General features: G+C 58.9%; 25 protein-coding genes. 9 read left to right on the top strand and 16 right to left on the bottom strand.

All coding sequences use genetic code 11. The annotated features are described in order from the left end of the window. Position 1 precedes the first annotated feature (1 nt). From DTF_RS0109040 to rpsB, 8 genes are all read right to left on the bottom strand, one after another. On the bottom strand, positions 2-1159 hold the full coding sequence (locus tag DTF_RS0109040; RefSeq protein WP_027715062.1) for a 1-deoxy-D-xylulose-5-phosphate reductoisomerase: 1158 nt from the start codon (positions 1157-1159) through the stop codon (positions 2-4). Next, positions 1156-1953: a phosphatidate cytidylyltransferase gene (locus DTF_RS0109035; RefSeq protein WP_304412860.1), complete on the bottom strand. Its 798-nt coding sequence runs from the start codon at positions 1951-1953 to the stop codon at positions 1156-1158. Before DTF_RS0109035 ends, DTF_RS0109040 begins: the two co-directional genes overlap by 4 nt. Before the next feature lie 7 nt (positions 1954-1960). After that, a complete protein-coding gene (locus DTF_RS22785) occupies positions 1961-2707 on the bottom strand; it encodes an isoprenyl transferase (protein ID WP_035056395.1) in 747 nt (248 codons plus the stop codon). A gap of 138 nt (positions 2708-2845) precedes the next feature. Next, entirely contained in the window at positions 2846-3010 is a 165-nt protein-coding gene (locus DTF_RS0109025) for a DUF362 domain-containing protein (RefSeq protein WP_027715060.1), read from the bottom strand. A 40-nt stretch (positions 3011-3050) separates the two neighbouring features. Further along, positions 3051-3608 (bottom strand): ribosome recycling factor, encoded by a 558-nt coding sequence (gene frr / locus DTF_RS0109020; protein ID WP_027715059.1) that lies wholly within the window; start codon positions 3606-3608, stop codon positions 3051-3053. Further along, positions 3601-4338, bottom strand: a complete 738-nt coding sequence (pyrH, locus tag DTF_RS0109015) for a UMP kinase (protein ID WP_027715058.1) — start codon at positions 4336-4338, stop codon at positions 3601-3603. The genes frr and pyrH overlap by 8 nt, the downstream gene beginning before the upstream one ends. A 13-nt stretch (positions 4339-4351) precedes the next feature. Beyond that, positions 4352-5266 carry a translation elongation factor Ts gene (tsf, locus tag DTF_RS0109010; RefSeq protein ID WP_027715057.1) on the bottom strand — a complete coding sequence of 305 codons (915 nt, stop codon included), beginning with the start codon at positions 5264-5266 and terminating at the stop codon, positions 4352-4354. 157 nt (positions 5267-5423) lie between these two features. Continuing rightward, positions 5424-6215, bottom strand: coding sequence for a 30S ribosomal protein S2 (gene rpsB / locus DTF_RS0109005; protein ID WP_027715056.1), 792 nt, complete (start codon positions 6213-6215; stop codon positions 5424-5426). Between the two features lie 227 nt (positions 6216-6442). Here rpsB and lptF point away from each other — a divergent pair, with 227 nt between their 5' ends. The 3 genes from lptF (at position 6443) to DTF_RS0108990 (ending at position 9704) form a co-directional block, all read left to right on the top strand. Next, positions 6443-7633 carry an LPS export ABC transporter permease LptF gene (lptF, locus tag DTF_RS0109000; protein ID WP_027715055.1) on the top strand — a complete coding sequence of 397 codons (1191 nt, stop codon included), beginning with the start codon at positions 6443-6445 and terminating at the stop codon, positions 7631-7633. After that, a complete protein-coding gene (lptG, locus tag DTF_RS0108995) occupies positions 7630-8712 on the top strand; it encodes an LPS export ABC transporter permease LptG (RefSeq protein WP_027715054.1) in 1083 nt (360 codons plus the stop codon). Before lptF ends, lptG begins: the two co-directional genes overlap by 4 nt. Positions 8713-8777: 65 nt before the next feature. After that, entirely contained in the window at positions 8778-9704 is a 927-nt protein-coding gene (locus DTF_RS0108990; RefSeq protein WP_027715053.1) for an IPT/TIG domain-containing protein, read from the top strand. 171 nt (positions 9705-9875) lie between these two features. On the opposite strand, the gene ahcY is transcribed toward DTF_RS0108990, so the two are convergent. From ahcY to DTF_RS26495, 6 genes are all read right to left on the bottom strand, one after another. Beyond that, a complete protein-coding gene (gene ahcY / locus DTF_RS0108985) occupies positions 9876-11324 on the bottom strand; it encodes an adenosylhomocysteinase (RefSeq protein ID WP_027715052.1) in 1449 nt (482 codons plus the stop codon). Positions 11325-11385: 61 nt separating this feature from the next. Then, on the bottom strand, positions 11386-12306 hold the full coding sequence (locus DTF_RS0108980) for a metalloregulator ArsR/SmtB family transcription factor (RefSeq protein ID WP_027715051.1): 921 nt from the start codon (positions 12304-12306) through the stop codon (positions 11386-11388). Positions 12307-12447: 141 nt separating this feature from the next. Beyond that, complete coding sequence (locus DTF_RS0108975; RefSeq protein ID WP_027715050.1) at positions 12448-13182, bottom strand: hypothetical protein; 735 nt, start codon at positions 13180-13182, stop codon at positions 12448-12450. A 132-nt stretch (positions 13183-13314) separates the two neighbouring features. Continuing rightward, positions 13315-13725: a PaaI family thioesterase gene (locus DTF_RS0108970; protein ID WP_027715049.1), complete on the bottom strand. Its 411-nt coding sequence runs from the start codon at positions 13723-13725 to the stop codon at positions 13315-13317. Continuing rightward, positions 13722-14843, bottom strand: coding sequence for a TIGR04283 family arsenosugar biosynthesis glycosyltransferase (locus tag DTF_RS22780; RefSeq protein ID WP_051361186.1), 1122 nt, complete (start codon positions 14841-14843; stop codon positions 13722-13724). The genes DTF_RS0108970 and DTF_RS22780 overlap by 4 nt, the downstream gene beginning before the upstream one ends. Then, positions 14840-15103 carry a YkgJ family cysteine cluster protein gene (locus DTF_RS26495; RefSeq protein ID WP_027715048.1) on the bottom strand — a complete coding sequence of 88 codons (264 nt, stop codon included), beginning with the start codon at positions 15101-15103 and terminating at the stop codon, positions 14840-14842. The genes DTF_RS22780 and DTF_RS26495 overlap by 4 nt, the downstream gene beginning before the upstream one ends. Before the next feature lie 318 nt (positions 15104-15421). On the opposite strand from DTF_RS26495, the gene DTF_RS22775 reads away from it, so the two are divergent. Beyond that, complete coding sequence (locus DTF_RS22775; RefSeq protein ID WP_035056389.1) at positions 15422-15601, top strand: hypothetical protein; 180 nt, start codon at positions 15422-15424, stop codon at positions 15599-15601. Positions 15602-15720: 119 nt separating this feature from the next. Here DTF_RS22775 and DTF_RS0108950 read toward each other — a convergent pair whose 3' ends face one another. Next, the gene (locus DTF_RS0108950) at positions 15721-17457 is read right to left on the bottom strand and encodes a Na/Pi cotransporter family protein (protein ID WP_081702879.1); all 1737 of its coding nucleotides are present in this window, start codon (positions 17455-17457) and stop codon (positions 15721-15723) included. A gap of 164 nt (positions 17458-17621) precedes the next feature. Here DTF_RS0108950 and DTF_RS0108945 point away from each other — a divergent pair, with 164 nt between their 5' ends. From DTF_RS0108945 to DTF_RS0108925, 5 genes are all read left to right on the top strand, one after another. After that, positions 17622-18158, top strand: a complete 537-nt coding sequence (locus tag DTF_RS0108945) for a DUF1440 domain-containing protein (RefSeq protein ID WP_027715046.1) — start codon at positions 17622-17624, stop codon at positions 18156-18158. 91 nt (positions 18159-18249) lie between these two features. Then, entirely contained in the window at positions 18250-21108 is a 2859-nt protein-coding gene (gene acnA / locus DTF_RS0108940; RefSeq protein WP_027715045.1) for an aconitate hydratase AcnA, read from the top strand. A gap of 26 nt (positions 21109-21134) precedes the next feature. Further along, entirely contained in the window at positions 21135-21392 is a 258-nt protein-coding gene (locus DTF_RS27745) for a CDGSH iron-sulfur domain-containing protein (protein ID WP_155890767.1), read from the top strand. Between the two features lie 183 nt (positions 21393-21575). After that, positions 21576-22058 (top strand): OsmC family protein, encoded by a 483-nt coding sequence (locus DTF_RS26050; RefSeq protein WP_162148622.1) that lies wholly within the window; start codon positions 21576-21578, stop codon positions 22056-22058. Between the two features lie 547 nt (positions 22059-22605). Then, on the top strand, positions 22606-23790 hold the full coding sequence (locus DTF_RS0108925; protein ID WP_027715042.1) for an OmpA family protein: 1185 nt from the start codon (positions 22606-22608) through the stop codon (positions 23788-23790). A 145-nt stretch (positions 23791-23935) separates the two neighbouring features. Here the strand turns inward: DTF_RS0108925 and DTF_RS22770 are convergent. Then, a partial coding sequence (locus DTF_RS22770) for a DUF748 domain-containing protein (RefSeq protein WP_193352694.1) occupies positions 23936-25535 on the bottom strand: 1600 nt, incomplete at its 5' end.

Here is a 25535-nt window from a genome sequence, read left to right as displayed (position 1 = left end):
GTCAGCTTGGCGTATCGATAATCAGACGGGCGGTCTCGCGGCCCCAGAGATCGGCCCGCAAAGCCTCTTCGATGTGCATCAGAGGCTGAGGCTGATGCCGCTCCAGAGCGGCACGGATGACGGCCGGGATTTCGAGAAAAGGAATTTTACCATTCAGAAACGCATCTACCGCCACCTCGTTGGCCGCATTGAGTACGGCCGGTGCCGTCCCCCCAAGATGCAAAGCCTCATAGGCCAGTGCAAGACAGGCGAAGCGCTCCAGGTCCGGCTCCTCGAAGGTCAGGGACCCGAGGGAACAAAGGTCCAAAGGAGGAAGGTTGAGCGTCAGCCTCTCCGGATAGGACAACGCATAGGCGATGGGGGTTTTCATATCGGGGATTCCAAGCTGAGCAATGACCGAACCGTCCACATATTCTACCATGGAATGTACGATGCTCTGAGGATGGATATGCACCGCGATGCGATCGGCCGGCAGCTCGAAGAGCCATCGGGCTTCGATGACTTCCAGCCCCTTGTTCATCATCGTAGCGGAATCGATGGAAATCTTTCGCCCCATGTTCCAGTTGGGATGCGCCAGGGCGGCCGCGGGGGTCACTTCCCGAAGTTCCGCCAGGGCCTTTTTTCGGAACGGCCCCCCCGAAGCCGTAAGGATCAGACGCCGGATGTCCCCTTTGCGGTGACCTTCCATGGACTGGAAAATGGCAGAATGTTCGCTGTCCACCGGATAAAGGTTCACCCCTTTTCGGGCCACCGCCTCCATGACCAGCGGCCCCGCCGTCACCAGTGTCTCCTTGTTGGCGAGAGCCACGTCCTTGCCGGCCTCGATCGCCGCCATGGTCGGGACGAGACCGGCCGCACCGACGATGGCCGATACGACCATATGAACCTCGGAGTGTGCGGCGCAGGCGATCAGCCCTTCGATTCCACAGAGAACTTCGGGGCCTCCCGGTCCGAGGGATTTTTTTAGAGCACGAGCGTCCTCGGGCTTGACGACGGCCACAGTCAGGGGCTCAAACCGACGGATCTGCTCCTCCAGCCGGGCCAGATTGTTCCCCGCTGTAAGAGAGATGATCCGGTAGCTGTCCGGATGGGCGGCTACTATTTCAAGAGTGCTGACTCCGATGGAACCGGTCGAACCGAGGATGGCGAGATTTTTCATGGAGCGCCCCCTCCGAAACGCAGCAGTGCATAGTAATAAGCCGGCGGGAATGCGAACAGGAGGCTGTCCAGGCGGTCGAGCATACCCCCATGTCCGGGAATGATCGTTCCTGAATCCTTGACTCCGAAACTCCGCTTGAGCATGGATTCGAACAGATCTCCCAGTTGCCCGAGCACGCCGAGAAAAAGCCCCAGCACTGCACAGTCCAGCAATATCAGGGCGGGGAAGAACCAGAACTTGGCAATGAGAGCGCCGACGAGGCTGCCGGCCAGGCCACCGAGGGCTCCTTCGATGCTCTTATTGGGGCTGATGGCGGGATAGAGCTTGCGCCGGCCCAGTGAGACTCCGGTAAAATACGCGGCCGTATCCCCAGCCATGACGATGAGAAGGACCAGGAAAATCCATTCCCGGCCGAAGGGAAGTCCCCGAAGCAGAGCCAGATGGCCAAGGAGCAGCGGCAGATAAAGTAAACCGAAAAGGAGCAGAGTCAGATGCTGGACGACGGTATTCAGGTCACGAAAGCGCAGCAGAAAAAAGATAGCGAAAAAGAGAACCGAAAATACCACGCCCGCCGTCAGCAGATCGGGGCGATGAAAACTCAGGAGGGGAACCAGAAGTACTCCGAAGCCCGCGGCGGTGATTCGTTCCCGGGCACGTTCGGCAGGCAGACACATCGCATAGTATTCGAACAGGGCCAGAAAAGTTATGCCGCAGACGAGAGCAGTGAACAGTACCGTATTGGTGTAAATGACGAAGAGAATCAGCAGCGGGAGAGCTACCACCCCCGTGAGGATGCGTTGTTTAATGATGTCCCTCCCCCGGGCAGCAGTCGTCAGTCCGCACCTGCTCGCCGGTCAATCCGAAACGCCTCTGCCGCCGGCTGTATTCCTTAAGCGCCCGACGCAGTTCCCGTTCATCAAAGTCGGGCCAGAGAACCTCGGAAAAATAAAGTTCGGTATAGGCGAGCTGCCAGAGCAGGAAATTGCTGATCCGCATCTCGCCGCTGGTCCTGATGAGCAGATCGGGGTCCGGCAGGTCGGCGGTATCGAGAGCCGCAGCTACCGTCCGGTCATTGATGTCTCCAGGCGCCATTCTGCCGGCGAGCGCTTCGCCGGCAAGATATCTCGCAGCCCGCACCAACTCGTTCCGGGCGCCGTAGGATAGGGCCAGGGTCAGGACCATATCATGATTGTCCCTGGTGCGGGCGACCGTCTCGTCAAGGACTTTTCTCGCCTCGACCGGCAGACGGCTGGTTTCGCCAATAACTTTCAGCCGGATGCCTCTATCCATCATGGTTTTCAGCTCGCTTCTCAGGTACTCGGCAAGGAGCCCCATAAGGGCGTTCACCTCCTCCTCTGGCCGTCCCCAGTTCTCGGAACTGAAAGCGTAAAGAGTGAGACAGGAGATTCCGATGGCCCGGCATTCCTTGACCACGGTCTGAACCGTTTCCACACCCCGGTGATGGCCGGCGATACGGGGCAGCTGACGCTGTTCGGCCCACCGACCGTTTCCGTCCATTATGATGGCAAGATGCCGAGGAATACGCATGCGATGACTCGCTCAACCAGCAATGAAATGCTTACCCGACAAGGGAACTAAACCTAACACGAAACATCCTGTCAGGCAAGGGGGACAGGCTTGAGAAGGGATGATAAAAGGGCGCCTGTGCGGCGCCCCGGTTTTTCGTTATTCCGTGATGGCATCGACGGGGCAACTGTCGATGCAAGCCCGGCATTCGGTGCAGTCATCATTAATGGTGTAGATGTCGCCGCCTTCAACAATAGCTCCGGTCGGGCAGGTGTCGACGCAGGTGCCGCAGGCGATACATTCTTCAGTGATTTTGAGAGCCATACTTACCTCCTCTGTTTGGTTGCTGACGCATCTGTCGGCGTCAGATCTCCATGACTTCTTTTTCCTTGGTCGCTACGATTTCGTCGACCTTTTTTACATATCCGTCCGTCAGATCCTGGATCTCCTTTTCACCCCGCTTCAATTCATCCTCGGAGATCTCCTTATCCTTTTCGAGTTTTTTGAGATTCTCGTTGGCTTCGCGCCGGGCATTGCGGACGGCGATCTTGGCATCCTCTCCAATGCGCCTGGTCATCTTGGACATTTCCTTGCGACGCTCCTCCGTAAGAGGAGGAATCGCGATCCGCACCAGTTGTCCGTCCGAGGAAGGGTTGAGTCCCAGGTCCGATTTGAGAATAGCCCTCTCGATCGCGGGAATCAGGTTCTTTTCCCAGGGCTGGATGGTAATGAGCCGGGGCTCGGGAACGGTCAAGGTGCCGATCTGATTGAGCGGCGTCGGAGTTCCGTAGTAATCTACTCGCACATCGTCCAGCAGAGTCGTCGAGGCGCGTCCCGTACGGATTCTGGCGAGCTCTTTTTTCAGGGCATCGATGGATTTCTCCATGCCGGCGCGGCCCAGACTGATGACATCGTTATACATGAGCTACATCTCCTTTGACCAGGGTGCCGATCTGCTCACCCATGACCACCTTTTTGATGTTCCCCCGCTGGGTCAGATTGAAAACCACAATGGGCAGATCGTTATCCATGCACAGCGAAGTCGCCGTCGCATCCATGACCTGAAGACCTTTTTTGAGGACATCCAGATACGTAAGAGTGGGATATTTGACGGCGGTCTTGTCCTTGACGGGATCGGCGCTGTAAACTCCATCGACCTTCGTGGCCTTGAGAATGACCTCGGCCCCGATCTCCATTGCCCGCAAACTTGCCGCAGTATCGGTGGTGAAAAAGGGATTTCCCGTCCCGGCCGCGAAGATAACGACGCGACCTTTCTCCAGGTGACGCACCGCCCGGCGCCGGATATAGGGCTCGGCGACCTCCTGCATCTCTATGGCCGACTGCACTCGGGTAACCACGCTGATCTTTTCCAGCGCATCCTGAAGCGCCAGACTGTTCATCACCGTGGCCAGCATCCCCATGTAGTCGGCGCTGGCCCGGTCCATGCCCTTGGAGGCGGCCGCGACGCCGCGGAAAATATTGCCTCCGCCGATGACCAGTGCAACTTGAACTCCGAGGGCGACCACCTCCTTGATCTCGGAGGCGATATCGGCGATCACTTCGGGATCGATGCCGTAACCCTGCTGGCCGGCAAGTGCCTCGCCGCTGAGCTTGAGGAGGATCCGGCTGAATTTCGGTTTTTCCTCGTCCATGACATATCCCGAATTATTTGGTGAGGCTCGCAACTTCCGCGGCGAAATCGTCTTCCTTCTTTTCCAGCCCCTCGCCAAGCTGGAAACGGGCATAGCGGGTCAGCTTGACTTCCCCGGCCACTTCTTTGCCCAGGGCATCCACGACCTTGCCGACGCGCTGGTCGGGGTCGATCACGAAGGCCTGCTCCAGAAGGCAGATCTCACCGAAGAACTTATTGACCTGCCCGTCGATGATCTTGTCGATGATGTTGTCGGGCTTGCCGCTTTCCCTGGCCTTGACCCGCATGATGTCCTTCTCCCGATCCACCACCTCGGCGGGAACCTCCTCCCGCTGGAGATATTGGGGATTGGCGGCTGCCACATGCATGGCCAGCTGACGGGCAAGCGAGGAAACCCGCTCATCGTCGGCCTTGGAGGTTTCGAACTCGACCAGGACACCGATCTTTCCTCCGGCATGGATATAGCTGGCCACCACGCCGGAGGGTATTTCAAACCGGGCAAAGCGGCGGATGTTCATATTTTCACCGATCGTGGCGATCTGGTGGGTCAGTTCCTCGGCCACGTTGCGACCGGTCCCGGGAAAGGGCGCCTCTTTGAGGGCTTCCACGTCAGCGGCGTCGGAATCGAGAATGGCCTGGGCCACACCGGCGGCGAACTGCTGGAATTTGTCATTTTTGGCCACGAAATCGGTCTCGGCATTGACTTCAACGATCACGCCGCGATTTCCTTCTCCAGCGGCGGCGATCATTCCTTCCGCGGCCACGCGGCCGGACTTCTTGGCAGCGGCGGAAAGACCTTTCTTGCGCAGATAATCAACGGCCTCTTCCAGGTTTCCCCCGGTCTCGGCCAGGGCCTTTTTACAATCCATCATTCCCGCACCCGTCTGGGCGCGAAGATCGGCAACCATCTTTGCGGTAATGTTCGCCACGAATACCTCCTATGGATACTGGCTGGGATACGATTCCCTCAGGATTCCTATCTCCGTTTACAATTTGGTATCAGTCAAATTCCTCGGCCATCGTCGAAACCGGAAAAAAGGCGGTCAGTAACCCGACCGCCTTTTCCTTCTTCGGGAAAACAGCCGATTAAGCTTCAGCGACGGGTTTTTCGGCAACGGGTTCGGCCGGAACCTCCGCGGCTTCCTCGGCGGCAGCGGTTTCGCCGCCTTCCGATTCAGAACGCAGGGCGGCTTCCCGAGACTCTACGCCCTCAAGGCACGCATCGGCCATACGGGCGGCGAAGAGACGAATGGCACGGATTGCGTCGTCATTGCCGGGAATAATATAGTCGATGTCGTCAGGATCACAGTTGGTATCGACAACCGCCACGACGGGAATGCCGAGTTTGCGGGCTTCCTTGACGGCAATGGTTTCCTTTTTGGGATCAATAATGAAGATGGCGCCGGGAAGTTTGTTCATCGATTTGATGCCGCCAAGACTCTTCTCAAGCTTGGCTTTTTCGCGATCCAGTTGAAGAGCTTCTTTTTTGGTGATCAACTGGTACGTGCCGTCTTCGGCCATGGCTTCGATCTTTTTCAGACGATCGATGCTTCCTTTGATGGTGCTGAAGTTGGTGAGCATTCCCCCCAGCCACCGGCTGTTGACATAGAACTGACCCGCGCGGGCCGCTTCTTCAGTAATGGAGTCCTGGGCCTGCTTCTTGGTTCCGACGAAAAGAACCTTGTCGCCCTTCTCAACGGTTTCCTTGATGAAGCTGTACGCCGATTTGAAATAGCGAACGGTCTTCTGCAGGTCGATAATGTAGATGCCGTTGCGCGCCCCGAAAATATAGGGCTTCATCTTGGGGTTCCAGCGCTTGGTCTGATGCCCGAAATGGACACCGGCCTCAAGAAGCTGCTTCATGGTGATCTGTGCCATGTTCTCTTACTCCTCTTTCCAGGTTGAATTCCTCCGCCCCCTTCCTCCCCGCCCGAAACCCCGCGACACGGGGCACCTTCCGAACAGGTCCGGGAGCGTGCGTTTTTGTACAACGAGTGTATATATCATGGGGTCTGGCCCTTGGCAAGGGGAAAAAGTTCTAATCCGGCGCCCCCATCTTGAATCATGGTTTACAAGCTTCGGCAACTATATTAGTATGTGCGGTCATGTCAACTACTCGGATCCATCGCTATTTTATAAAGGAAATCGCCGTCCCGACAGGGCTTGGGCTGCTGATTTTCACCTTTGTTCTTTTGATGGGACGCATCCTGAAGCTGGTGGAAATGGTCATCAACAAGGGTGTCCCCTTTTCCGAAACGGCGAAACTCTTTGCCTATCTCCTACCCGCCTTCCTGGTCATAACCCTTCCGCTTGCCCTTCTGTTGGGAATTCTGCTCGGATTCGGCCGCCTCTCCACGGACAGTGAAATCGTTGCCCTGAAATCCTCGGGCGTCAGCCTCTATGGAATGATGAAGCCGGTGATCGCACTTGCTCTGCTCGTCTGCGCGGCCACCGGGGTGCTCACCCTTTTCCTCGAACCCGCGGGGAATTCGGCGTTTCGCAATCAGGTTTTTCAGATTGCCATGAATAGGGCCAGCGTCGGCATACAGCCCCGGGTTTTCAATGAAGAGTTCGACGGGCTGGTCCTCTACGCCAATGAACTGGATGAAAGACGCGGAGTCATGGAAGGGGTGTTCATCTCCGATGAGCGGGTCGGAAGCACTCCTTCGGTCATCCTTGCTCAACGCGGAAGGGTAATTTCGCAACGCGATATACAGACCCTTACAATGCGCCTCGAAAACGGTACGATTCATCGACAGCCAACGGGTGAAGGTCAGAGCACGTATCAAATCATTGCTTTTGACACCTACGACATCAATCTTAATATGGGTCAGCAACTGCCATCGGCGGGAAACCGGCGCATCAAGGACAGCGAACTTACCAATGCGCAGATTCTGGAGGCACGGCAGAAAGCCTCTTCGCCCGCTGAACGCAAAAGCTATACCGTCGAGCTTCACAAGCGTTTCATCCTGCCCCTGGCGCCCCTGGTCTTCGCCCTGATCGGCGTCCCCCTCGGCATCCAGTCCCATCGTTCGGGACGCGGAGGGGGCTTTACCCTGGCCCTGGTCATCTTTCTCATTTACTACCTCCTGCTCTCACTGGCTGAGACCCTGGCGATCGAGGGCGGCCTTTCTCCCGTGCCCACGCTCTGGCTTCCCACCTTTCTCTTCATGGCCGGCGGAGCCTACCTGCTGCACCTCGCGGCCCTGGAAAGACGTCTGGCATGGCTGGATCGTCTCCTTGAAATCCCCTTGCGCATGAAACGCCGGCTTGGACGAAAGGAATCGCCGTCGTGAATATCCTCAACCGCTATATCACGACCGCCTTCGCCCGGATTTTCTTCATTTCCCTGTCCGCCTTCACGGGAATTTATCTTCTGGTCGACTTTTTTGAAAAGGTCGACAATTTCATGGAGCACCAGGCCCGGGCTTCCCAGTACCTTCAGTATTTCATCATAAAAATTCCCCTGATCGTCTCCCAGGTCATTCCTCTGGCGGTGCTCATGGGAGTCTTCATGACCCTGGGGGGCCTCTCCCGCACCAACGAACTCACGGCCATGCGAAGCGGCGGCATCAGTCTCTGGCGCGTCACCATGCCTCTGCTGCTGGTCTCATTGATGGCATCGGCGAGCGTTCTGACAGCCAACGAGTATCTCATCCCGCTGTGTGCGACAAAATCCAACCATATCTATGAAGTCGAGGTCAAAGGCAAACCGCCCCTTGCCCTCAAAAGAGACCACCTGTGGCTCCGTGAAGGGGATAAAATTCTGAATATCAGCCTTGCTCTTCCTGAGCAGCAGGCCCTTCAGGGAATCACCATTTTTCAGATGGGCGAGGCATTCTCACTTTTTGAACGGACTGATGCTCCCCGAGCGACCTTTTCCGAGGGAAAGTGGTTTCTTAAAAATCCTGTCGTGCGTCGCTTCGATCCCGAATCAGCCGAGCTTTCCGACATCGAGCGGATGCAGGAAAAACCCATCGAAATGGAGAAGACCCCCACCGACTTCCGGGCGCCGGAACAGAGCAACGATGAAATGGGCTTTCGTGAACTGCAGAGCCTCTCCCTCAAACTGCAGGCCGAAGGGTATGATGCCACCCGTCACCGGGTGGATATGCATGCCCGTCTGGCCTCCCCTTTCGCCTGTCTGATCATGGCATTCATAGGGATACCCTTCGCCCTGAAGAAGGGACGCGGCGCCAACCTCTCCGTGGGAGTCGCCATCAGCGTCGGCATCGGCATCGCCTACCACATCCTGCATGCGATCCTCCTGGCCTTCGGCTACTCCGACGTTCTTCCCCCCCTTGTGGCGGCCTGGTCCGCCAACCTTCTGTTCGGCCTTCTGGGCGTCTGGCTGCTCCTCTCCGCCAGAGAGTAATTCGCGCCTGTTGTTTTCTTCACTCCTTCTGTTTAAATGATGGCATGAAACCGACAGGAGTCGACATGAGAAAACAGCGTCTCATCCGGGCCCTTAAGGACCTGGTCATCCTCGTCATCCTGACTCTCCCCACCACTCTCCCGGCCCTGGAAATAACCTCGGTTTCTCCGAGTCGTGTTTCTCCCGGCGAGTCCGTTAGGGTTTCCGGCGGTCCATTCACCCGGGGAACACAGGTGGTTCTGGGGAATCAGGTCATCGAACCGGCAGGATTGTCGGAGAGAAGTCTGATCTTCACCGTACCGGCGCTGGAGGAAGGTGAATATTCGCTCCAGGTGCAGGATGAGGGGGAGACCTCGCCTCAGACCTTCGTCCTCGGGATTACCGCCGCGGATCCCTGGATCGACTCGTTGAGTCCAGCCAACATCGATTCCTGCGTCCCCTTGGGCGACAAGGAGGTGACTGTGCAGGGACGCCACTTTCAGCCCGGCGCGACCCTCCTTCTGGATGGAAAAACGATCGTCTCCTCACAATCGGGTTCGGAGACCATTTCATTTACCCCTCCCCATCTATCCTCGGGAGTCTACGGCATCCAGGTGGCCAACCCGAACGGAGGCAGATCGATCCCCCATTCGCTCTATGTGAATGACATCCCCGAAATCAATAACGTCTATACGGGGGAGGAATTCGTCAATTACTACCAGCTGGTGATCGAGGGCAAAAATTTTTTCTTCAACTCGACACTTCTTATTAACGAATATCCCGTGGGAGTTTCAGACCGGCCACCTGAGCAGCGGGTCATCAGAAGCCAGAGCGCCACCAGCGATCCCAACAAACTGCCGAGCCCCAGCCAGTCCGACAACGTCCGATTCGTCGATTGCGGCACCCTCATTTACAACCGTTATCCCTACAGCACCCAGCCGAAACCCGTTTCCCTGAAGATCATTAATCCGGACGGGAAAACGTCCTCCACCTGGGATCTCTCCATTCCCTGAGGGCAGTCCATAAAAAAACCCCTCCCGGAAAGGAGGGGCGGCTGGATGGCTAAGCAAAAACTTCGTCCTGCAAGGCCTGGTGGTTTTTCAGGGGCGAAGGCATACATCAGGCATGTCGAGGTCCTGAAAAAACGCCGTAACGCCGTAGGGCGGAATTTTTGCGACGCCATCTCAATAGCGGTAATGATCCGACTTGAAGGGGCCCTCGACCGGCACTCCCAGGTACTCGGCCTGATCCTGGCGCAACACGGTCAGCTTCGCTCCTAGTTTGTCGAGATGGAGGCGGGCCACCTTCTCGTCAAGGTGCTTGGGCAGGACATAGACGGCCTTGTCATATTCTCCGGAGTTGTTGAACAGCTCAATCTGGGCGATGACCTGATTGCTGAAACTGTTCGACATGACGAAAGATGGGTGACCGGTGGCGCAGCCGAGATTGAGCAGGCGTCCTTCGGCCAGAACGATGATGGCGTGGCCGTCGGGAAAGATCCACTGATCGACCTGGTTGCCGTGCTCCTGGGGGTTCTTGATGTTGATCTTCCTGATCCCCGCCACCTTTGCGAGTGCGGCTATTTCGATTTCATTGTCGAAGTGCCCGATATTGCCGACGATGGCATGGTGCTTCATCCTGGTCATATGTTCCACCCGGATGACGTCCTTGTTCCCGGTGGTGGTGATGAAGATGTCTCCTTCCTCGACCACATCCTCGAGAGTCTTGACCTCATATCCCTCCATCAACGCCTGCAGGGCGCAGATCGGGTCGATTTCCGTGACGATGACCCGGGCTCCCTGGCCGCGCAGGGACTGACAGCATCCTTTGCCGACATCGCCGTATCCGCAGACCACCGCGACCTTTCCGGAGAGCATGACATCCGTGGCACGCATGATTCCGTCGACCAGGCTGTGACGACATCCGTAAACATTGTCGAACTTGCTCTTGGTTACCGAATCGTTGACGTTCATGGCCGCAAAAGGCAGTTGTCCCGCCCTCTGCAGTTGATAGAGGCGATGCACCCCCGTGGTCGTCTCCTCGGTGACCCCCTTGATGGAGTCGCGGATGGCTGTCCAGTCATTGCGCCCGGCCGAAATGGAGTCCTTCAGACACCTGACCAGTTCGATCAAATCCTCGGGGTCATCCTCGGTGACTGCAGGAACCCCGTCCTTCTGCCATTTCGCCCCCTCGAGAACCATCATGGTCGCATCGCCGCCGTCGTCGAGGATCATGTTGGGGAGTTTACCCTCCGGCCACGTGAGAGCCTGCTCGGTGCACCACCAGTATTCGGCCAGCGTCTCCCCCTTCCAGGCGAATACCGGCACCCCTTTGGGGTCCTGCGGCGTACCGTCCTTGCCGACGGCGACGGCGGCTGCCGCCTGGTCCTGGGTCGAAAAGATGTTGCAGGAGGCCCACCGGACCTCGGCGCCAAGCGTGGTCAGAGTTTCAATCAGCACCGCCGTCTGGATGGTCATGTGCAGGGAACCGGTGATCCGTGCTCCCTTGAGGGGCTGACGGGCTCCGAATTCCTCGCGCAGCGCCATCAGGCCCGGCATTTCCACCTCGGCCAGCTCGATTTCCTTCCGTCCCAGCTTGGCAAGGGAAAGATCTTTCACTTTAAAGTCGTTCATCCGGCTTTTCCTTTCCTTTTTTCAGTTTGATGAATGATACCTTCGCAAAAATTCAGAGGATTCAGGCGATCTTTCGTGCCCGAAGGATGAAAACCCCCAGCGCCTCGCCTTCTTCTTCCACCACCGAGTGCTCCTGCACGGCAAATCCCGCGGCGGCGAGCCAGCTCGAAAGTTCATCGGCCTCGAACCCCAGCCACTGGTCGGCCAGGCTCTCCCGCACCCAGTCGCTCCGGTGCGCCACGAGATCGGCGATCAGCAGGGATCCGCGGCTGGAAAGCACACGGTTCAACTCGTTGAGGACCTCCAGGGGGCGCGCCGCATGGTGCAGCACCATGTTGAGGAGGGCCATGTCGCATTCACCATCCGGAAGGGGGAGGTGCGACATCTCCCCGAGCCGCAGATCCACTCCGGACAGCCCCTCCGCGGCCACGCGCCTCCACGCCTCCTCGATCATGGCCGGGGAGTGGTCCACTCCGATGACCCACTCCGCCCGCTCGCGCAGCTTTGCGAGCAGCCCCCCGGTTCCCAGCCCGACCTCGAGGATGGTCGCGCAGGAGGGGACGGACTCGAGCAGACGGTCGAGGTAGTCGGCCGTCGACAGCACCTCGCGGGCCAGGGAATCCCATTGCCGGGCGTGGCGATCGAAGAACTCCTGGCTGCGCTTTCTGCGCGCCTCCATGACCCGCCCAATCCCTTCGAGATCGGCCGGGCGCTCTGGTAGTTCGGACAGGCGCTCTTCCAGTGCCGGTCGGATGGCGGTGAAGAAAAGATTCTCTCCCGCCAGGCGGTAGTAGGCCCAGGTCCCCTGCCTCTGGACGGCAAGGATTCCGGCATCGGTCAGGATTTTGAGATGCCGCGATATCCGCGACTGTCCCATGCCGAGAATCGCCGTCAGATCCTGCACGGTAAATTCACCGCGCGTGAGGACCGCCACCAGACGCAGGCGACTGGGATCGGCGAGGGCTTTGATGATTTCCAACATAAATCAAGATATCCGGTTCGAATAAATCAAGTTTTCTTGATTTAACACGGAGACCGCCCTGAGTCAAGAAAGAAAGAGGGCGGATCGTTATGATCCGCCCCTTGAGAACTGGAATGTGTGGGATATGTGAAAATGATCCCACTATGGAAGCGAGAGAATCACGGTATGAGTCTGACCGGTATCCTCCTCACGCAGTTGCAGACGGACGGCGTTGGTCGAAGGGGCCTCGCCGGGGAAGAACAGGAATCCGCGCCCCAGCATCCCCGGATGTATGGTGCGGTTCTCCAGCTCTTTGTTGGCCAAGTCCCGGGAGATCTCCCGACCGGCTTCCGGTGAGGTGGCGGACTGCGCCCCACCGATGACCGCACCGCCGGCGCCTCCGACCGCCGCCCCCTGGGCGGCGGCCGTTCCGACGTTATCACCGGTCAGAATCCCGATCGCCGCGCCGATGAGCGCGCCTCCGGCGGCACCGAACATCCCGCCCCTTCCCGCTCCCTTGGCGATGTTCGCATATTCCGAACTCTTCTCAACCCGCTGGTAGGCGGTACGGCGATCGAGCAGATTCCACAAGTTCCCCTGTGCATCGATCAGGAAGGTCTGCTCCGGAACGAGGGTCAAACCGTGAGATCCCATATTGTCCACAACCACCTGGACCGGAAGCAGGCCCGCGTCCCGGATATTGAAGCCGAAAACTTTTTTAGCCTCCCCTTCATCGGCAAAACCCTGGGCGGCAATCTGGGCGCCGGCGACCTCCTGCATGTTGGCTGCAGCCGCGGGAAGCCGAAATGGGACTTCCTGGCTCTTATATGAAGTGCAGGAAGTAAGGAGGAGGAACAAAACGGCCATCATGGCTGAATACAAGGCGCTTTTATTCATGACTCATCTCTTTTTCGATATTGAAGAATTGTTCACTTGTTCTCTTTACTTTAGCACAACTGCCATCGGCAACAATAGCTCGCCGCCGCACCTGTCAGCATCTTGCATCGAAAGCAATATGTCATCGGCATTTTATGGGGCATCGGGTTCCTGGAGCACCATCAATGTCACGGTCCCATGAGCAATCAGCCGACTCTCGCCATCGAGCACCCGGACGCTGAGACTGGCGGTGCGCCGTCCTCGATGGAGGACCTCGGCACGGGCCATGAGATGGTCGCCGGGGGCGGCGGGACGGAGGAAACTGACGTTGAGGTTGGAGGTGGTCACCAGCCGTCCGGAGGGAATAAAGGGGCGCGGGAAGAAACAGACCGTATCGATCAGCGTGGCGATCAGGCCGCCGTGGGCGCCTCCAAGGTAGTTGAGGTGCTTCTTTCCGACCTCGACCTCCATGACGGCGTGGTGTTCGCCGATTTCGACAAGCCGTATATCCAGGGTCCGCAGCATGGCAATCGCGTTCCCCGACTCCAGGGTCGCAGGTTTCATTCGATTTCTCCGGGTGCGAGAGGATGGGGCGGCGGCGCGGGGCGCTCTTCCCGGAAGCGCCGCCACAGCCAGGTCAGATGAAACCAGATCCAGACCAGAACCGCGGCAGCGAAACGACCCGGCGGGTGATCGGTGATGCGGAACCAGCGCTCGAAGGATTCCAGGGTTTCCGTTCCCCCTTCTCCCGGCGGCAAGCCCCGTCGGAAATTGCGCCGGGCATCGAGGGCAAAGGCGAACTGCCAGACGTTCTGACGCACGTAAGAGCCGGTTCTGTACCACAGACGGCAGCGCTCCCGGCGCGGAAGGACACGCAGGAGTTCCCTGATTTTGTCCAGATAGGGGAGCAGTCGAAGCTTGCGGGCATGATCCTGGCTGCGGTAAATCCCGACAGTCTCCTTGAAGAAATCGTCCCAGCCTATGGCGGCAAAATTCATGATCAGGGCGTTGAGCAATTGCCGCTCGAAGAGACCTTCGGTTTCGAAGCGGCGGGCAGAGGTCAGGATCTCGGCCGGCAGCAGAATCCATTCCCCCATTCGGCGGATCTTCTCGGCCAGACAGGTATCCTCCAGAAGGGATATGGATTCGTCGAACGGCCCGATGGTCTCGAAAAAATCTCGTCGGAGCAGAATTCCCTGATCCCCGTGCGTGCACTCCGGTCGATCGAGGCGGGCCTTGCTCTCGTAAAGGTAATACCCGAATCTCCGCCGTCCCGGCGGCAGGTCGAAGCGCAGGGCAAAGCGACCAGCGATCCGATCATCGCCGCGGCGGGCAATCGCCGAGGAAAGGGCATCAAGGGCGCGACGAAGAGCCAGGGGATCGGAAAATGCGGAGTCGGCATGGAGGAAGAGAAGGGTCCGGGTGCCCGCGGCTCTCGCCCCGGCGTTGAGCTGGCGACCGCGCCCCTTTTCGCTGCGCACGATCCGGCATTCGAAGGGGGATTCGGCCGCAAGCTTGCCGGCCAGGGGCAGGGTTCCGTCCACCGAGCCGCCGTCGACGAGCAGAATCTCGAAATCGACCCGATCCTGCCGTGCAAGCATGGTGAAAAGCGCCGGAAGGGTTTCCGCCTCGTTGATGACGGGTATGATGATGGAGAGTTCGGGGGAAGAGGAGATGGTCATGAATCTCCGGGCTCCGTCTCCCGCTCCATCGCCGCGAGCCTTTCCATCGCCTCCTCCGCGCTGCCGCCGCACATCCCGGCGCCCGGTCTCAGGCTCCGGCAGACCGCGGGGCGTTCAGCCGTTTCGAACAGCAGACAGAGGTTTTCCGGCGTCAACTGGACGCAGCGCACCCCGGCCGGTTTGCCCCCCGGCATCCCTGGGATAGGGGAGGAGATCGAAGGTGCGATGCAGCAGGCGCCGCATCCCGAACGACAGTTCATCGGAAAAGATACCTAACAGGTTTTCCCTGACGCAGGGGGTTCGATATTTTATTCGAAGACCAGGCGGATGTGCCAGGAAGAACTTTATCAAATTCAGAAAACAAAAACAAATATCGCCTCCAATGCTCCGACACCAAGAGGCGGCCTCCTTATTCAGTGCAGCCGGAAACGCTCCATTCCCCGAGAAGGAAGAACTGAGACGGAGGATTGAAATTTGTCAATGGCTTTTCGCGACAGATCGATAAGGGAAATGAGGAATCTGGTTTATTGACTGAATTGCAACCTGCGATATCATGTTCATAAACAGAAGGAGGAATCATGGCCGATAAGGACTGCATCAATCCCGAAGAACATTGCGCCCTTCATGCCTGTCAATTGAATTACAAGGAAAGAAACCCCGAGATCGAAAAAATTTTCGAGAACCCCCGATATGTCTGCGCCAACTGCGGGGCACGAGTGAATAACGAAGAAAATCTCTGTAAACCAAAGCTGATTTGACTCCCATATCGACCGTTATAATTAACGGGACTGCAGCAAAGGCGAAGACCCGGGATAAGGAATCGGGTCTTCTGTTTTCGCTGCCCCGTCGTCGATGAATTCGCGCCCGCCCAGCGGTTCTATTTCCTTCCCGTTACCGCCTCAGCGATGTTGAAACAGTAATCCCCGATCTTCTCGAAATTTCCCAGCATATCGATGAAAATAAGGCCGGGCTCGATATCGCATCTTCCGTTGCGCAGCCCTTCGATGTGCTCCTGGCGCATCTCCTCCCGCATCCGGTCGATGCATTCCTCCATCTCTTCGGCCCGCTCCATGAGTTCCTCCGTACGCCTGCTGATCTGCCTGGTGACGAGCTGAAAAAAAACGATCACCTGTTCGGCTATTCTTTTCATATCGGCTATGGCGCCAGAGTTGAACTCCACCCCCTCTTCGATGATTCTGTTCGTCAGCTTGGCCAGATTTTCGACCGAGTCTCCTATTTTTTCGATATTATTGGTCATCCTCATCAGGCTGGCGACCTCCCTGGCCTCTGACTCCGTCACATTACCCTGATAGATCTTGGTCAGGTAGGTGGTGATTTCCTGTTTCATCAGATCGAGCTGTTCCTCATAAGGCTTCCAGTTGCCGAGTCTTTTACAATTCCTGTTTTCCATGCATTCGACCGTATTCCTCAGCGTCAGGTCGGCCAATCTGGCCATCTTGACGATCTCGCTCCTGACCTGTGCCAATGCGGCAATGGGGGAATCGTCGAAGATATGATTGAGATTCGTTTTGAACGCGTCCGTCTCCTTCTCCCGGGGCGACAGCAAGATGGCCGCTTTGATAAGAACGGGAAGAAACATCAGGAAAATCATGGCATTGATTAGATTGAACATCGTGTGCCCGTTGGCGATATACCGGGCGATATTCACCGCTTCGCCGCTGACGACCTGATTCGCCGCGCCGTACCCGAGCCAGCCGGTAATCGATTCCACCAGACCGACAAACTGTGGAAATATCAAAAGTATGATCCCCACCCCGATGACGTTGAACATGGTATGGGCCCGGGCGGCCCGGTGGGCATTTATGTTGCGCGTTCCGATCGTCGCCAGCTCTGCCGTAATGGTGGTGCCGATGTTTTCTCCCAGGACAAGGGCCATCGCTCCCGGAAAAGACAGGAGTTCCTGGGTCGCCAGCGCCATGGTCAATCCGACCGTGGCCGATGAGGACTGGACCATGATGGTGAGAACGGCACCGGTCACAACGCTGAGGAACAGGCCGCCGGTGGTTCCCGGATCGAAGTGGGTGAAAACCGAAACGAAGGAAGGGTCGCTCTTTATCGGCGAAAGACCCGCCTTCATAACGGTCATGCCGAAAAACAGCAACCCGAAGCCGAGGACCACCTCCCCGAGATATCTCAATTTGCGGTTTTTGGAAAAGAATTTCAGCGCGACGCCGACCCCGATGGCCGGCAAGGCCGCACTGGTCAGTTTGAAGGCGATGAGCTGGGATGTGACGGTCGTGCCGATGTTGGCGCCAAGGATCACGCCTACGGCCTGCTGCAGGCTTATCAGACCCGCGCTGACGAATCCGATCAGCATGACCGTGGTCGCCGAGGAAGATTGGACGACCGCCGTAACCAGAGTCCCCGTAATGCAGCCGACGATTCTATTCGACGAGATGGTGCAGAGGATGCTTTTTATCCTTGTCCCGGCACTCATCTTCAGGCCGTCGGCCATCATGTTCATGCCGAGGATGAAAATCCCCAGTCCGCCAATCGTCTGAAAAAGCACATCGAAAAGGTTCAGCTTCAATGCTCCAGGGTAGAGGAAAAAAACTATCCGGGGAAACGGTCCACATCCATGCAGAAGCTTCATTTTGATTCTTTAGAGTACTAAAGGAAGCCCGAGTTGCAAGCAGACTCCCACAGGCTTGACTCCCCTCCGCATCCGGATAACCTGAAGTTGAAAGGGAAGGCACCCGACAAGAATGCCCCTTTCCATCGGCAACCCGCTTCGGCGCCAAACGCCTGGAGGTGGATATGTTCAAGAGCAATTCCAAAACGGCCCCCCAGTCCTCTCATCCGCTCATGACCGGAGTGGTGGCCGGACTGGTGGCGGGAGGAGTGGCGGGACAGAGCGATCAGCTCCTTGACCGCTTCGTCAGCAAAGAGCAGAAGAAACGCGACAGAAAGGTTCGTAAAGCTTCCCCCCATGAAATTGCCGGACCTTATTTTGCCCGTAAAGTCACCGGCAAAAGGCTTTCCAAAAAGCAGGAGCAACGGGCGAAGCAGGCCTTCGGGCTTGCCTACGGCATCATGTGGGGGCTGATCTACGCCGCGGCCCGCAAAAAAGAGCCGCGTCTCGCGCGCTGGGGAGGCATTCCCTTCGCCATACCCTTTTTCCTCGCCTGCGACGGGATGATGGCCCCTCTCCTTGGGGTTTCCCCCTCCCTGCGCAAGATCCCCTGGCAGCCCAGCGTCAAGGAGCTCGGCAATCATCTGGCATGGACGGCGGCCGCCGAGATGATGCACCGACTGGCAGCTCGCGTGCCTTCGAAATCCACCCGCAGGGGCTGACCAGATTCTGTCTCAACGCGAGGCCAGCGAGCGACAGAAGGACCGAGGCCTGTTATACTTGGAGGCTGATTTATCTCGAAAGGAGCCCCCCATGAACAACAGCTTCGGTGCCAAAGCCACTCTCTCCGTCGGCGGCCGGGAGTATGAAATTTTCCGCCTGGACGCCCTGGCAAAAGAAGGGTTCGATACGAGCCGCCTCCCCTACTCCCTGCGCATCCTGCTGGAAAACCTGCTGCGCAACGAGGACGGCGTCCTGGTATCGGCGGACGACATCCGGGCTCTGGCCGGGTGGAAACCCGGGGCGGAGCCGGAACAGGAGATCACCTTCCTCCCCTCGCGCATCCTCCTGCAGGACTTCACGGGTGTTCCGGCGGTGGTCGACCTGGCCGCCATGCGCGACGCCACGGCCGAGCTCGGGGGGAACCCCGAGGCGATCAACCCCCTGCAGCCGGTGGAGCTGGTGATCGACCATTCCATCCAGGTGGATGCCTTCGCCACCCCCGAGGCCTTCGACATCAACCAAGAGATGGACTACCGGCGCAACCGGGAGCGATACGGCTTTCTCAAGTGGGGACAGAAGGCTTTCGCAAATTTCAAGGTCGCCCCGCCCAACGCAGGGATCTGCCACCAGGTCAATCTGGAGCACCTCTCCCGGGTCGTCTTCGGGCTGGAGGGGGACGGACCGCAGCAGTCCGGAGATCTGCCCCAGGCCTTCCCCGACACCCTGGTGGGTACCGACTCCCACACCCCTATGGTCAACGGCCTCGGGGTCCTGGGATGGGGCGTGGGCGGAATCGAGGCCGAGGCGGCGATGCTCGGCCAGCCCATCTCCATGCTCGCTCCCAAGGTCATCGGCTTCCGCCTCTCCGGGGAATTACCGCCGGGAGCGACGGCCACCGACCTGGTGCTCACTGTCACCGAGATGCTGCGCCGCAAGGGGGTGGTCGGGAAGTTCGTGGAGTTCTATGGCCCCGGAGTCAGCCGCCTTTCCGTCGCGGACCGGGCGACGATCGGGAACATGTCCCCCGAATACGGGGCGACCTGCGCCATCTTCCCCATCGACAAGGCCACCCTCGACTATCTGCGCTTCAGCGGCCGCCCAGAAGAGCGGGTCGCCCTGGTGGAGACGTATATGAAGGAACAGGGGCTCTTCCACTCGGAGGGTTCCCCAGAGCCGGTCTTCTCCGACACCCTGGAGCTCGATCTGTCTACCGTCACGCCGAGCATCGCCGGGCCGAAACGCCCCCAGGACCGCATCCCCCTCGGCCGGGCTAAGGACGCCTTCCGGGAGGCCCTCCCCTCCCTGCTTCCGCCGCACCCCGGGGAGGAATCCGACCCCGGCGGCAAGACCGTGGAGATCGAAATAGGCGGAGAGAAACACCGCATCGGCCACGGCTCCGTGGTCATCTCCGCGATCACCAGCTGCACCAATACCTCCAACCCCTCGGTGATGATGGCGGCAGGACTGCTGGCCCGCAACGCCGTGGAGCGGGGGATGACCCGCAAGCCGTGGGTGAAGACCTCCCTCTCCCCAGGCTCCCGGGTGGTCACGGACTACTTCGACCGGGCCGGGCTCACCGCCCCCCTGGAGGCGCTGGGGTTCCACCTGGCAGGCTACGGCTGCACCACCTGCATCGGCAACTCCGGCCCGCTTCCGCCTGAGATCTCGGAGGCCGTCCGGCAGGAGGAGCTGGTTGTCGCCTCGGTCCTCTCCGGAAACCGCAACTTCGAGGGACGGATCAACCCCGACGTACGGGCCAACTACCTCATGTCGCCTCCCCTGGTGGTCGCCTTCGCCCTGGCCGGGCGCATCGACATCGACCTGGAGAACGACCCCCTCGGTGAGGACAAGGAGGGGAAACCCGTCTACCTGAGGGACATCTGGCCGAAGCCGGAGGAGATCGGGGCGGCGGTGCGGGAGGGAATCGAGACGGAGATGTTTCGCCGCACCTACGAAACGATCTATGAAGGGGACGAGCAGTGGAAGTCGCTGGAGGCACAGGAGAGCACGCGCTTCCCCTGGGACCCTCAGTCCACCTACATCCGACAGCCGACCTTCTTCCGGGGGATGACGAAAGAGGCGCCCGAAGAGGTGGAGGAAATCCGCGGCGCGCGGGTTCTCGCCCTTCTGGGGGACAGCGTGACCACCGACCACATCTCCCCCGCCGGAAACATCAAGAAGGATTCACCGGCGGGCAGTTACCTGACCGAAAAGGGGATCGGGAGGGAGGACTTCAACTCCTACGGCTCCCGGCGCGGCAACCACGAGGTGATGGTGCGCGGCACCTTCGCCAACGTGCGCATCCGCAACTTCCTGGTGCCGGAGGTGGAGGGAGGCTTCACCCGCTATCTCCCTACCGGCGAGACGATGCCGATCTACGACGCCGCCGAGCGCTACCGGCAGGACGGCACCCCCCTGATCGTCCTCGCGGGGAAGGAGTACGGCTCGGGCTCCAGCCGGGACTGGGCCGCCAAGGGTCCCTTCCTTCAGGGAGTGAAGGCGGTCATCGCCCAGAGCTACGAGCGCATCCACCGCTCAAACCTCATCGGCATGGGGATCCTCCCCCTGCAGTTCCGCTCGGGGGATTCCATCGACTCCCTGGAGCTGACTGGCGAGGAAACCTTCGAGGTCGTCGGCCTGGCGAAGTGCCTCTCCGGCGACTGCCCCGAGGGGGGCAAGGTGAAGGTCCGGGCGACCCGGGAGGACGGCGGCTGTGTCGAGTTCCCCGCCCTGGTGCGCATCGACACCCCGCAGGAGGTCCTCTACTACCGCCACGGGGGCATCCTGCAGTACGTCCTGCGGCAGCTCGCCTCGGGGAAGGCCCCCAAGGCCGTCTCGGGAGCCTTGGCCGCCACGGCCCAGGCCAGCCCGGAGCACACCCCGGGGGGAAAAGAGGTGGAGGAAGGCTCGGAGGAGTCCTTCCCGGCCAGCGACCCGCCGGCGTATTGAAACCGGGAGTGACGGAATCGGAGGAGATGAATATGGCAAAGATATATCCAGAAGGGGGGATGCCCATCGGCTTGACCCTTGAGCCGGGCACCTATTTTCGATGCACCTGCGGCAAATCGCAGAAACTTCCTTTCTGTGATGGATCACATAGCGGTTCGGAAGAATTACCCATCGCCTTCAAAATTTTGAGGCGTCAGAAAGTTTATCTCTGCGGATGCGGGCGGAGCGGTGATCAACCTTTTTGTGATGGAAGCTGCGGGGTTTCACTTGCCGGGAGGGAATAGATCAAAGATCGGGGGGGCAGAAAACCTGAGGAGGAAACATATGAATAATCAGAGCGGCTCGATCATTCTCTGAAAAGCGGACTGAATATCGAAACGTTCGAAAAATTCTGCGATTTCGCAAAAGGGAATCCGGAGGACGTCCAATTCGAACTGGAAGCGGTCGGCGTCAGCGAGGGCCGCGTCGTGCACACGACGGCCAAGACCGGGCCGTACACGCTCGGCGGGCAGCGGATCGACAGGGCAGCCCGTGAATACGTCTACCATACGGGTGCGCATAAGGAGGTGGAGGAGGCTCTGGGCTTCACGGCTCCAACCGACCGTCCCGAACCTACGGAAATAGTGCTCGCAGCCCTGACGGGATGTCTGAACGCCGCCGTTTCCGCCAGCGCCCTGAAACACGGACTCTCGTTGCATCGTCAGGAAGTTCGCGTCCGCATCTCATGGAATCCGTATGTATTCCTGCACCTCACGGATCCCGAAGCCAAGGGAAAACTTCACGACCAGTTCGGAAAGATGGAAGTGGAGCTGATTGTCGAAGGCGAAGATATCACCGAAGAGGACATCGCCTATCTGGAGGAATCGATGAAACGATCGGCGGTTTACAACCTGATCTGTCTGCCGCACGAATGCTCACCGGTCGTTTCCACATCCTCGGTTTCCAAATAAACAGTTTCTGGTTATCCGCCTAACTCCAGTTGCTGCAAGTTGTCTGGCAACCATGGAAATTTATTCACAGGGATGAAGGGGATAAAGGTATAGTTCAAACCCAAGGGTGTGATTTATGACTTTATCCCTTGCATCCCCTTAATCCCTGTTTGCATGGTTTGTTAATGACCGCTTGGTCACCTCAACGCAGTAAACCCCAATTCACTTTCTATTCAACTCCCCGGGCGATGAAATAGAAAACACTCCTGAATCTCGACGCGTCTGCCATGCTGCGGCCGCCGGATCGGAGACACGCAGCTCCTCCAGCTTCATTGTTTTTCTGTGGCCTTCGGGCAAAATTTCTTTCTTTGCAAGGGAGCAGCTCTCCGGGGGGGCTTCGCTCCATTGAAATCGAAAAAAACTTCCCATCGACAAAAAACATGTTTAGGGAATGAAATGCTTCCAATTAGTGGTAAATGGATAGGTAGAGGATAACACTCGTGTTTATCAGAAAGGCCTGCAACCAACGGGCGACAAGCAAGAGCCCCAGACAAAAAGGAGCCCCGGAATGAACACAAAATGGTTTGGAACCTTGTCGTTGCTTTTCGGCACTGTCCTGCTTGCCAGCTGCGCCGCTCCCCAAGCACCGCTTGAATTCAAGTCGCATGCCTATGAAACCGGGAAATACTCGGCGAAATACGACAATGTCCAGATAATCCTCGACACATCGCAGAGCATGGATCTCGACATGCACGGCAAGCAGGAGTACCCGACGGCCAGGAATTTCGTCAGCAGCCTGAACCAGAGCATCCCGTCGGACATTACCTACAATGCCGGCCTGCGTACATTCGGGCACGACCCCAAACAGTCGAACAAGCCTACGGCAATCCCCTATGGGATGACGATGTACACGCGCTCAGGCCTCGCCGGTGGGCTGGACAGCATCAAGTATCTCGGCGGCGAGAGCCCCCTGGACGAGGCGCTGAAGGCGGCGGGTGAGGACCTGAAATCCGCCACGGGCAACAGCGCGATAGTCGTGGTCAGCGACGGCGTGAAGATGGAAGACTCCCCGGAGGCGGCCGCCAAAGTCAAGGCCGCGATGGGGGAAAGCCTCTGCATCTACACGGTCATGGTCGGAGACAGTCCGGAAGGCAAAAAGACCCTGGAGGGCGTCGCCAAGGCCGGTCAATGCGGCATGGCGGTCAACGCAGCCGACCTGACGGACCCCGACAAATTCGCGGGGTTCGTGAAACAGGTCTTCCTGACCGACAAACCGGTCATGGCCGCACCGGCGCCTCCTCCGCCCCCCGGTGACAGCGATGGCGACGGGGTGACCGACGACAGGGACAAGTGCCCGAACACTCTCCGAGGCGCCGTGGTCGACAAGGACGGCTGTGAATTAAAATACACGATGCAGATCGAGTTCGGTTTCGACAAGACCGACATCCCTCCCGAGTATCATGCCCAGCTCGCCGAGGCGGCCGCCTTCGTCAAGAGATATCCCACAACCCAGATCCTGGTCGCGGGACACACGGACTCTACCGGTGAGGAGATCTATAACATCGAACTCTCCATGCGTCGGGCCAAGGCGGTCAAGGCTTACATAGTCGAAAATTTCGGGGTCGACGGCTCCCGGCTGTTCCCGCGCGGCTTCGGAGAGAACCGCCCCGTGGCGACCAACGACACGGCCGAAGGACGTCAGGAGAACCGCCGCGTCGAGTTCATCTGCTGCGTGGTCATTCCGAAGGAATAACGCCCGAAACGACGACCCGACAAACACACGAGAGCCGGCGTGGTCTTCCGCCGGCTCTTCGTCGATCCGGATGATTTTACCGGATGATCATCATTCAACCGCACCGGTTCATGCCCCTCTGCCTTTTCGACCCCGGCGATGGTCCTTATCCGCCCCCCGTCGTGAGTTCGACTTTCATCGGGACGACGTCACCCTCCATCTTGACCTCCCGGGTGCCGGTGAGTCTCACACGCCCCTTCAGCCCCGCATTCCCGGCAACGACGGCCGCCTGCAAATTGGCGGCTCTCTCGGCAGCCAGCTCGGTCAGATCCGATTCGTTCAGGAGCTGCATTTCGACGAGCCGGCGTTGGAGATCGGCCGTGTAGGCCACCGTGTCGAAGCCGGCGATTCCCTTCTCGTCGCCTTTCACGGCATCGGGCGCACGCGTGTATTTCCGGCGCAGTTCAGCCAGTGAGCTTCGGGCGTCGCCCTTTGAAGAATGCTCCAGGAACAACTCTTCGAGGGCCTTTCGGCGCTGCTCGGCATACATGGCCTGGTCGTCCTTTCCGGCGCCCATGGCCTTGATCCGCTCCTCTACGGCAGCGTCCAGATGCGCCTTTCGCAACGCCTCACCGTCCGCCTCGGGCGCGTAGGCGCCCGCCACCGCCAGCACCAGCACGGGGCGCAGGGCGAGCGCCTCGGCCAGCTTGCCGGCCGTCTCCGCCTCGGGGGGTGTCAGGTCGGCCCGGCCGGGGGGAAAGTTCACGGACTCCAGATCGCTCGGTTCCACGCCGACGAGTTTCCCGATCAATGCAAACGGTGAAGTCGCGATCTTGACGATCATGTTCCCGAGCGCTTTCACGATCACGCCGCCGATCTCGAATTGGGGATCGCCTACGTCCCCGCTCACCGGGAGGTCGACATCGATTTTGCCGCTCGGGTCCTTCAGCAGCGCGACGGCGATATCGAGGGGAAGGTCGCGGGCATCCGGATGCTTCACCTTCTCCCCCAGCTCGAATTCCCGCAGAACGATCTTGTTATCGCCCACCAGTCGCTTATCGGTCAGCTTGTACCCGAGATCAAGATCGAGCCGGCCGTTCGCGATCTTTCGACCTGCGAAGGGGACGGAATAGGCCGAAAACTTCGGCATATCGACATTACTGAACACCACCTTCAGGTCCGTGTTCTTCAGAGGTTCCAGCGGGGTGACGCTGCCGCTTACCCGGACCAGTCCGGCCTTGTCCACCTTGCCTTCCAATGACACCTTCGAGGGCTCGGCGCTCTGCGTGGAGATGGTCGACAGCTCCCCGTTCAGGTTTGCGATCTTGGCGCTGAAGGGCAGCGGCAGGGAGCGGTCCTCGAAATCGGCGGAGGCCTCGGCGATCACCACGCGCCCCACCGTCACGGCGATGGGGAGTCCGGTTTCTCCTTCGGCGGCATCGCTGCCTCCGCCGGCCTCAACCGTCTCCCCGGGATGCGCCTCCTCGGGGTTCTCCACCTTTTTGATGCGACCAAGATTCACCTGACGTTCTTCCGTGATCAGGATGTCGCCATAGGGCTTCTCGAGGCGTACCTCGGAGATTTCGAGATTCTTCCCGGCCGCGCTGAATACGAGAGTGTTCATCGCCAGCCGATCCCAGCTGCCGATACGCGTGCCCTCGTCCGTTTCGGTGATCAGCAGATCGACGATTTCGACGTCCGCTTCCAGACGCAACGGGTCCTCGGGGGAGCTGCGCAGGCGGCCGTCAAGATTCAGCGCCCCGGAA

This window comes from Desulfuromonas sp. TF (assembly GCF_000472285.1).
Classification (GTDB): Bacteria; Desulfobacterota; Desulfuromonadia; order Desulfuromonadales; family ATBO01; genus ATBO01.
The sequence above is the reverse complement of the archived record's forward strand: the minus strand, read 5'-3'. Positions and strand labels throughout refer to the sequence as shown.

Bases quoted from the DNA above. Each gene is read 5' to 3' on its own strand.
- DTF_RS0109040 (WP_027715062.1), bottom strand. From the start codon at position 1,159: ATGAAAAATCTCGCCATCCTCGGTTCGACCGGTTCCATCGGAGTCAGC.
- DTF_RS22785 (WP_035056395.1), bottom strand. From the start codon at position 2,707: ATGCGTATTCCTCGGCATCTTGCCATCATAATGGACGGAAACGGTCGG.
- DTF_RS0109025 (WP_027715060.1), bottom strand. From the start codon at position 3,010: ATGGCTCTCAAAATCACTGAAGAATGTATCGCCTGCGGCACCTGCGTC.
- frr (WP_027715059.1), bottom strand. From the start codon at position 3,608: ATGTATAACGATGTCATCAGTCTGGGCCGCGCCGGCATGGAGAAATCC.
- pyrH (WP_027715058.1), bottom strand. From the start codon at position 4,338: ATGGACGAGGAAAAACCGAAATTCAGCCGGATCCTCCTCAAGCTCAGC.
- rpsB (WP_027715056.1), bottom strand. From the start codon at position 6,215: ATGGCACAGATCACCATGAAGCAGCTTCTTGAGGCCGGTGTCCATTTC.
- lptF (WP_027715055.1), top strand. From the start codon at position 6,443: ATGTCAACTACTCGGATCCATCGCTATTTTATAAAGGAAATCGCCGTC.
- DTF_RS0108990 (WP_027715053.1), top strand. From the start codon at position 8,778: ATGAGAAAACAGCGTCTCATCCGGGCCCTTAAGGACCTGGTCATCCTC.
- ahcY (WP_027715052.1), bottom strand. From the start codon at position 11,324: ATGAACGACTTTAAAGTGAAAGATCTTTCCCTTGCCAAGCTGGGACGG.
- DTF_RS0108980 (WP_027715051.1), bottom strand. From the start codon at position 12,306: ATGTTGGAAATCATCAAAGCCCTCGCCGATCCCAGTCGCCTGCGTCTG.
- DTF_RS0108975 (WP_027715050.1), bottom strand. From the start codon at position 13,182: ATGAATAAAAGCGCCTTGTATTCAGCCATGATGGCCGTTTTGTTCCTC.
- DTF_RS0108970 (WP_027715049.1), bottom strand. From the start codon at position 13,725: ATGAAACCTGCGACCCTGGAGTCGGGGAACGCGATTGCCATGCTGCGG.
- DTF_RS22780 (WP_051361186.1), bottom strand. From the start codon at position 14,843: ATGACCATCTCCTCTTCCCCCGAACTCTCCATCATCATACCCGTCATC.
- DTF_RS26495 (WP_027715048.1), bottom strand. From the start codon at position 15,103: ATGAACTGTCGTTCGGGATGCGGCGCCTGCTGCATCGCACCTTCGATC.
- DTF_RS22775 (WP_035056389.1), top strand. From the start codon at position 15,422: ATGGCCGATAAGGACTGCATCAATCCCGAAGAACATTGCGCCCTTCAT.
- DTF_RS0108950 (WP_081702879.1), bottom strand. From the start codon at position 17,457: ATGAAGCTTCTGCATGGATGTGGACCGTTTCCCCGGATAGTTTTTTTC.
- DTF_RS0108945 (WP_027715046.1), top strand. From the start codon at position 17,622: ATGTTCAAGAGCAATTCCAAAACGGCCCCCCAGTCCTCTCATCCGCTC.
- acnA (WP_027715045.1), top strand. From the start codon at position 18,250: ATGAACAACAGCTTCGGTGCCAAAGCCACTCTCTCCGTCGGCGGCCGG.
- DTF_RS27745 (WP_155890767.1), top strand. From the start codon at position 21,135: ATGAATATGGCAAAGATATATCCAGAAGGGGGGATGCCCATCGGCTTG.
- DTF_RS0108925 (WP_027715042.1), top strand. From the start codon at position 22,606: ATGAACACAAAATGGTTTGGAACCTTGTCGTTGCTTTTCGGCACTGTC.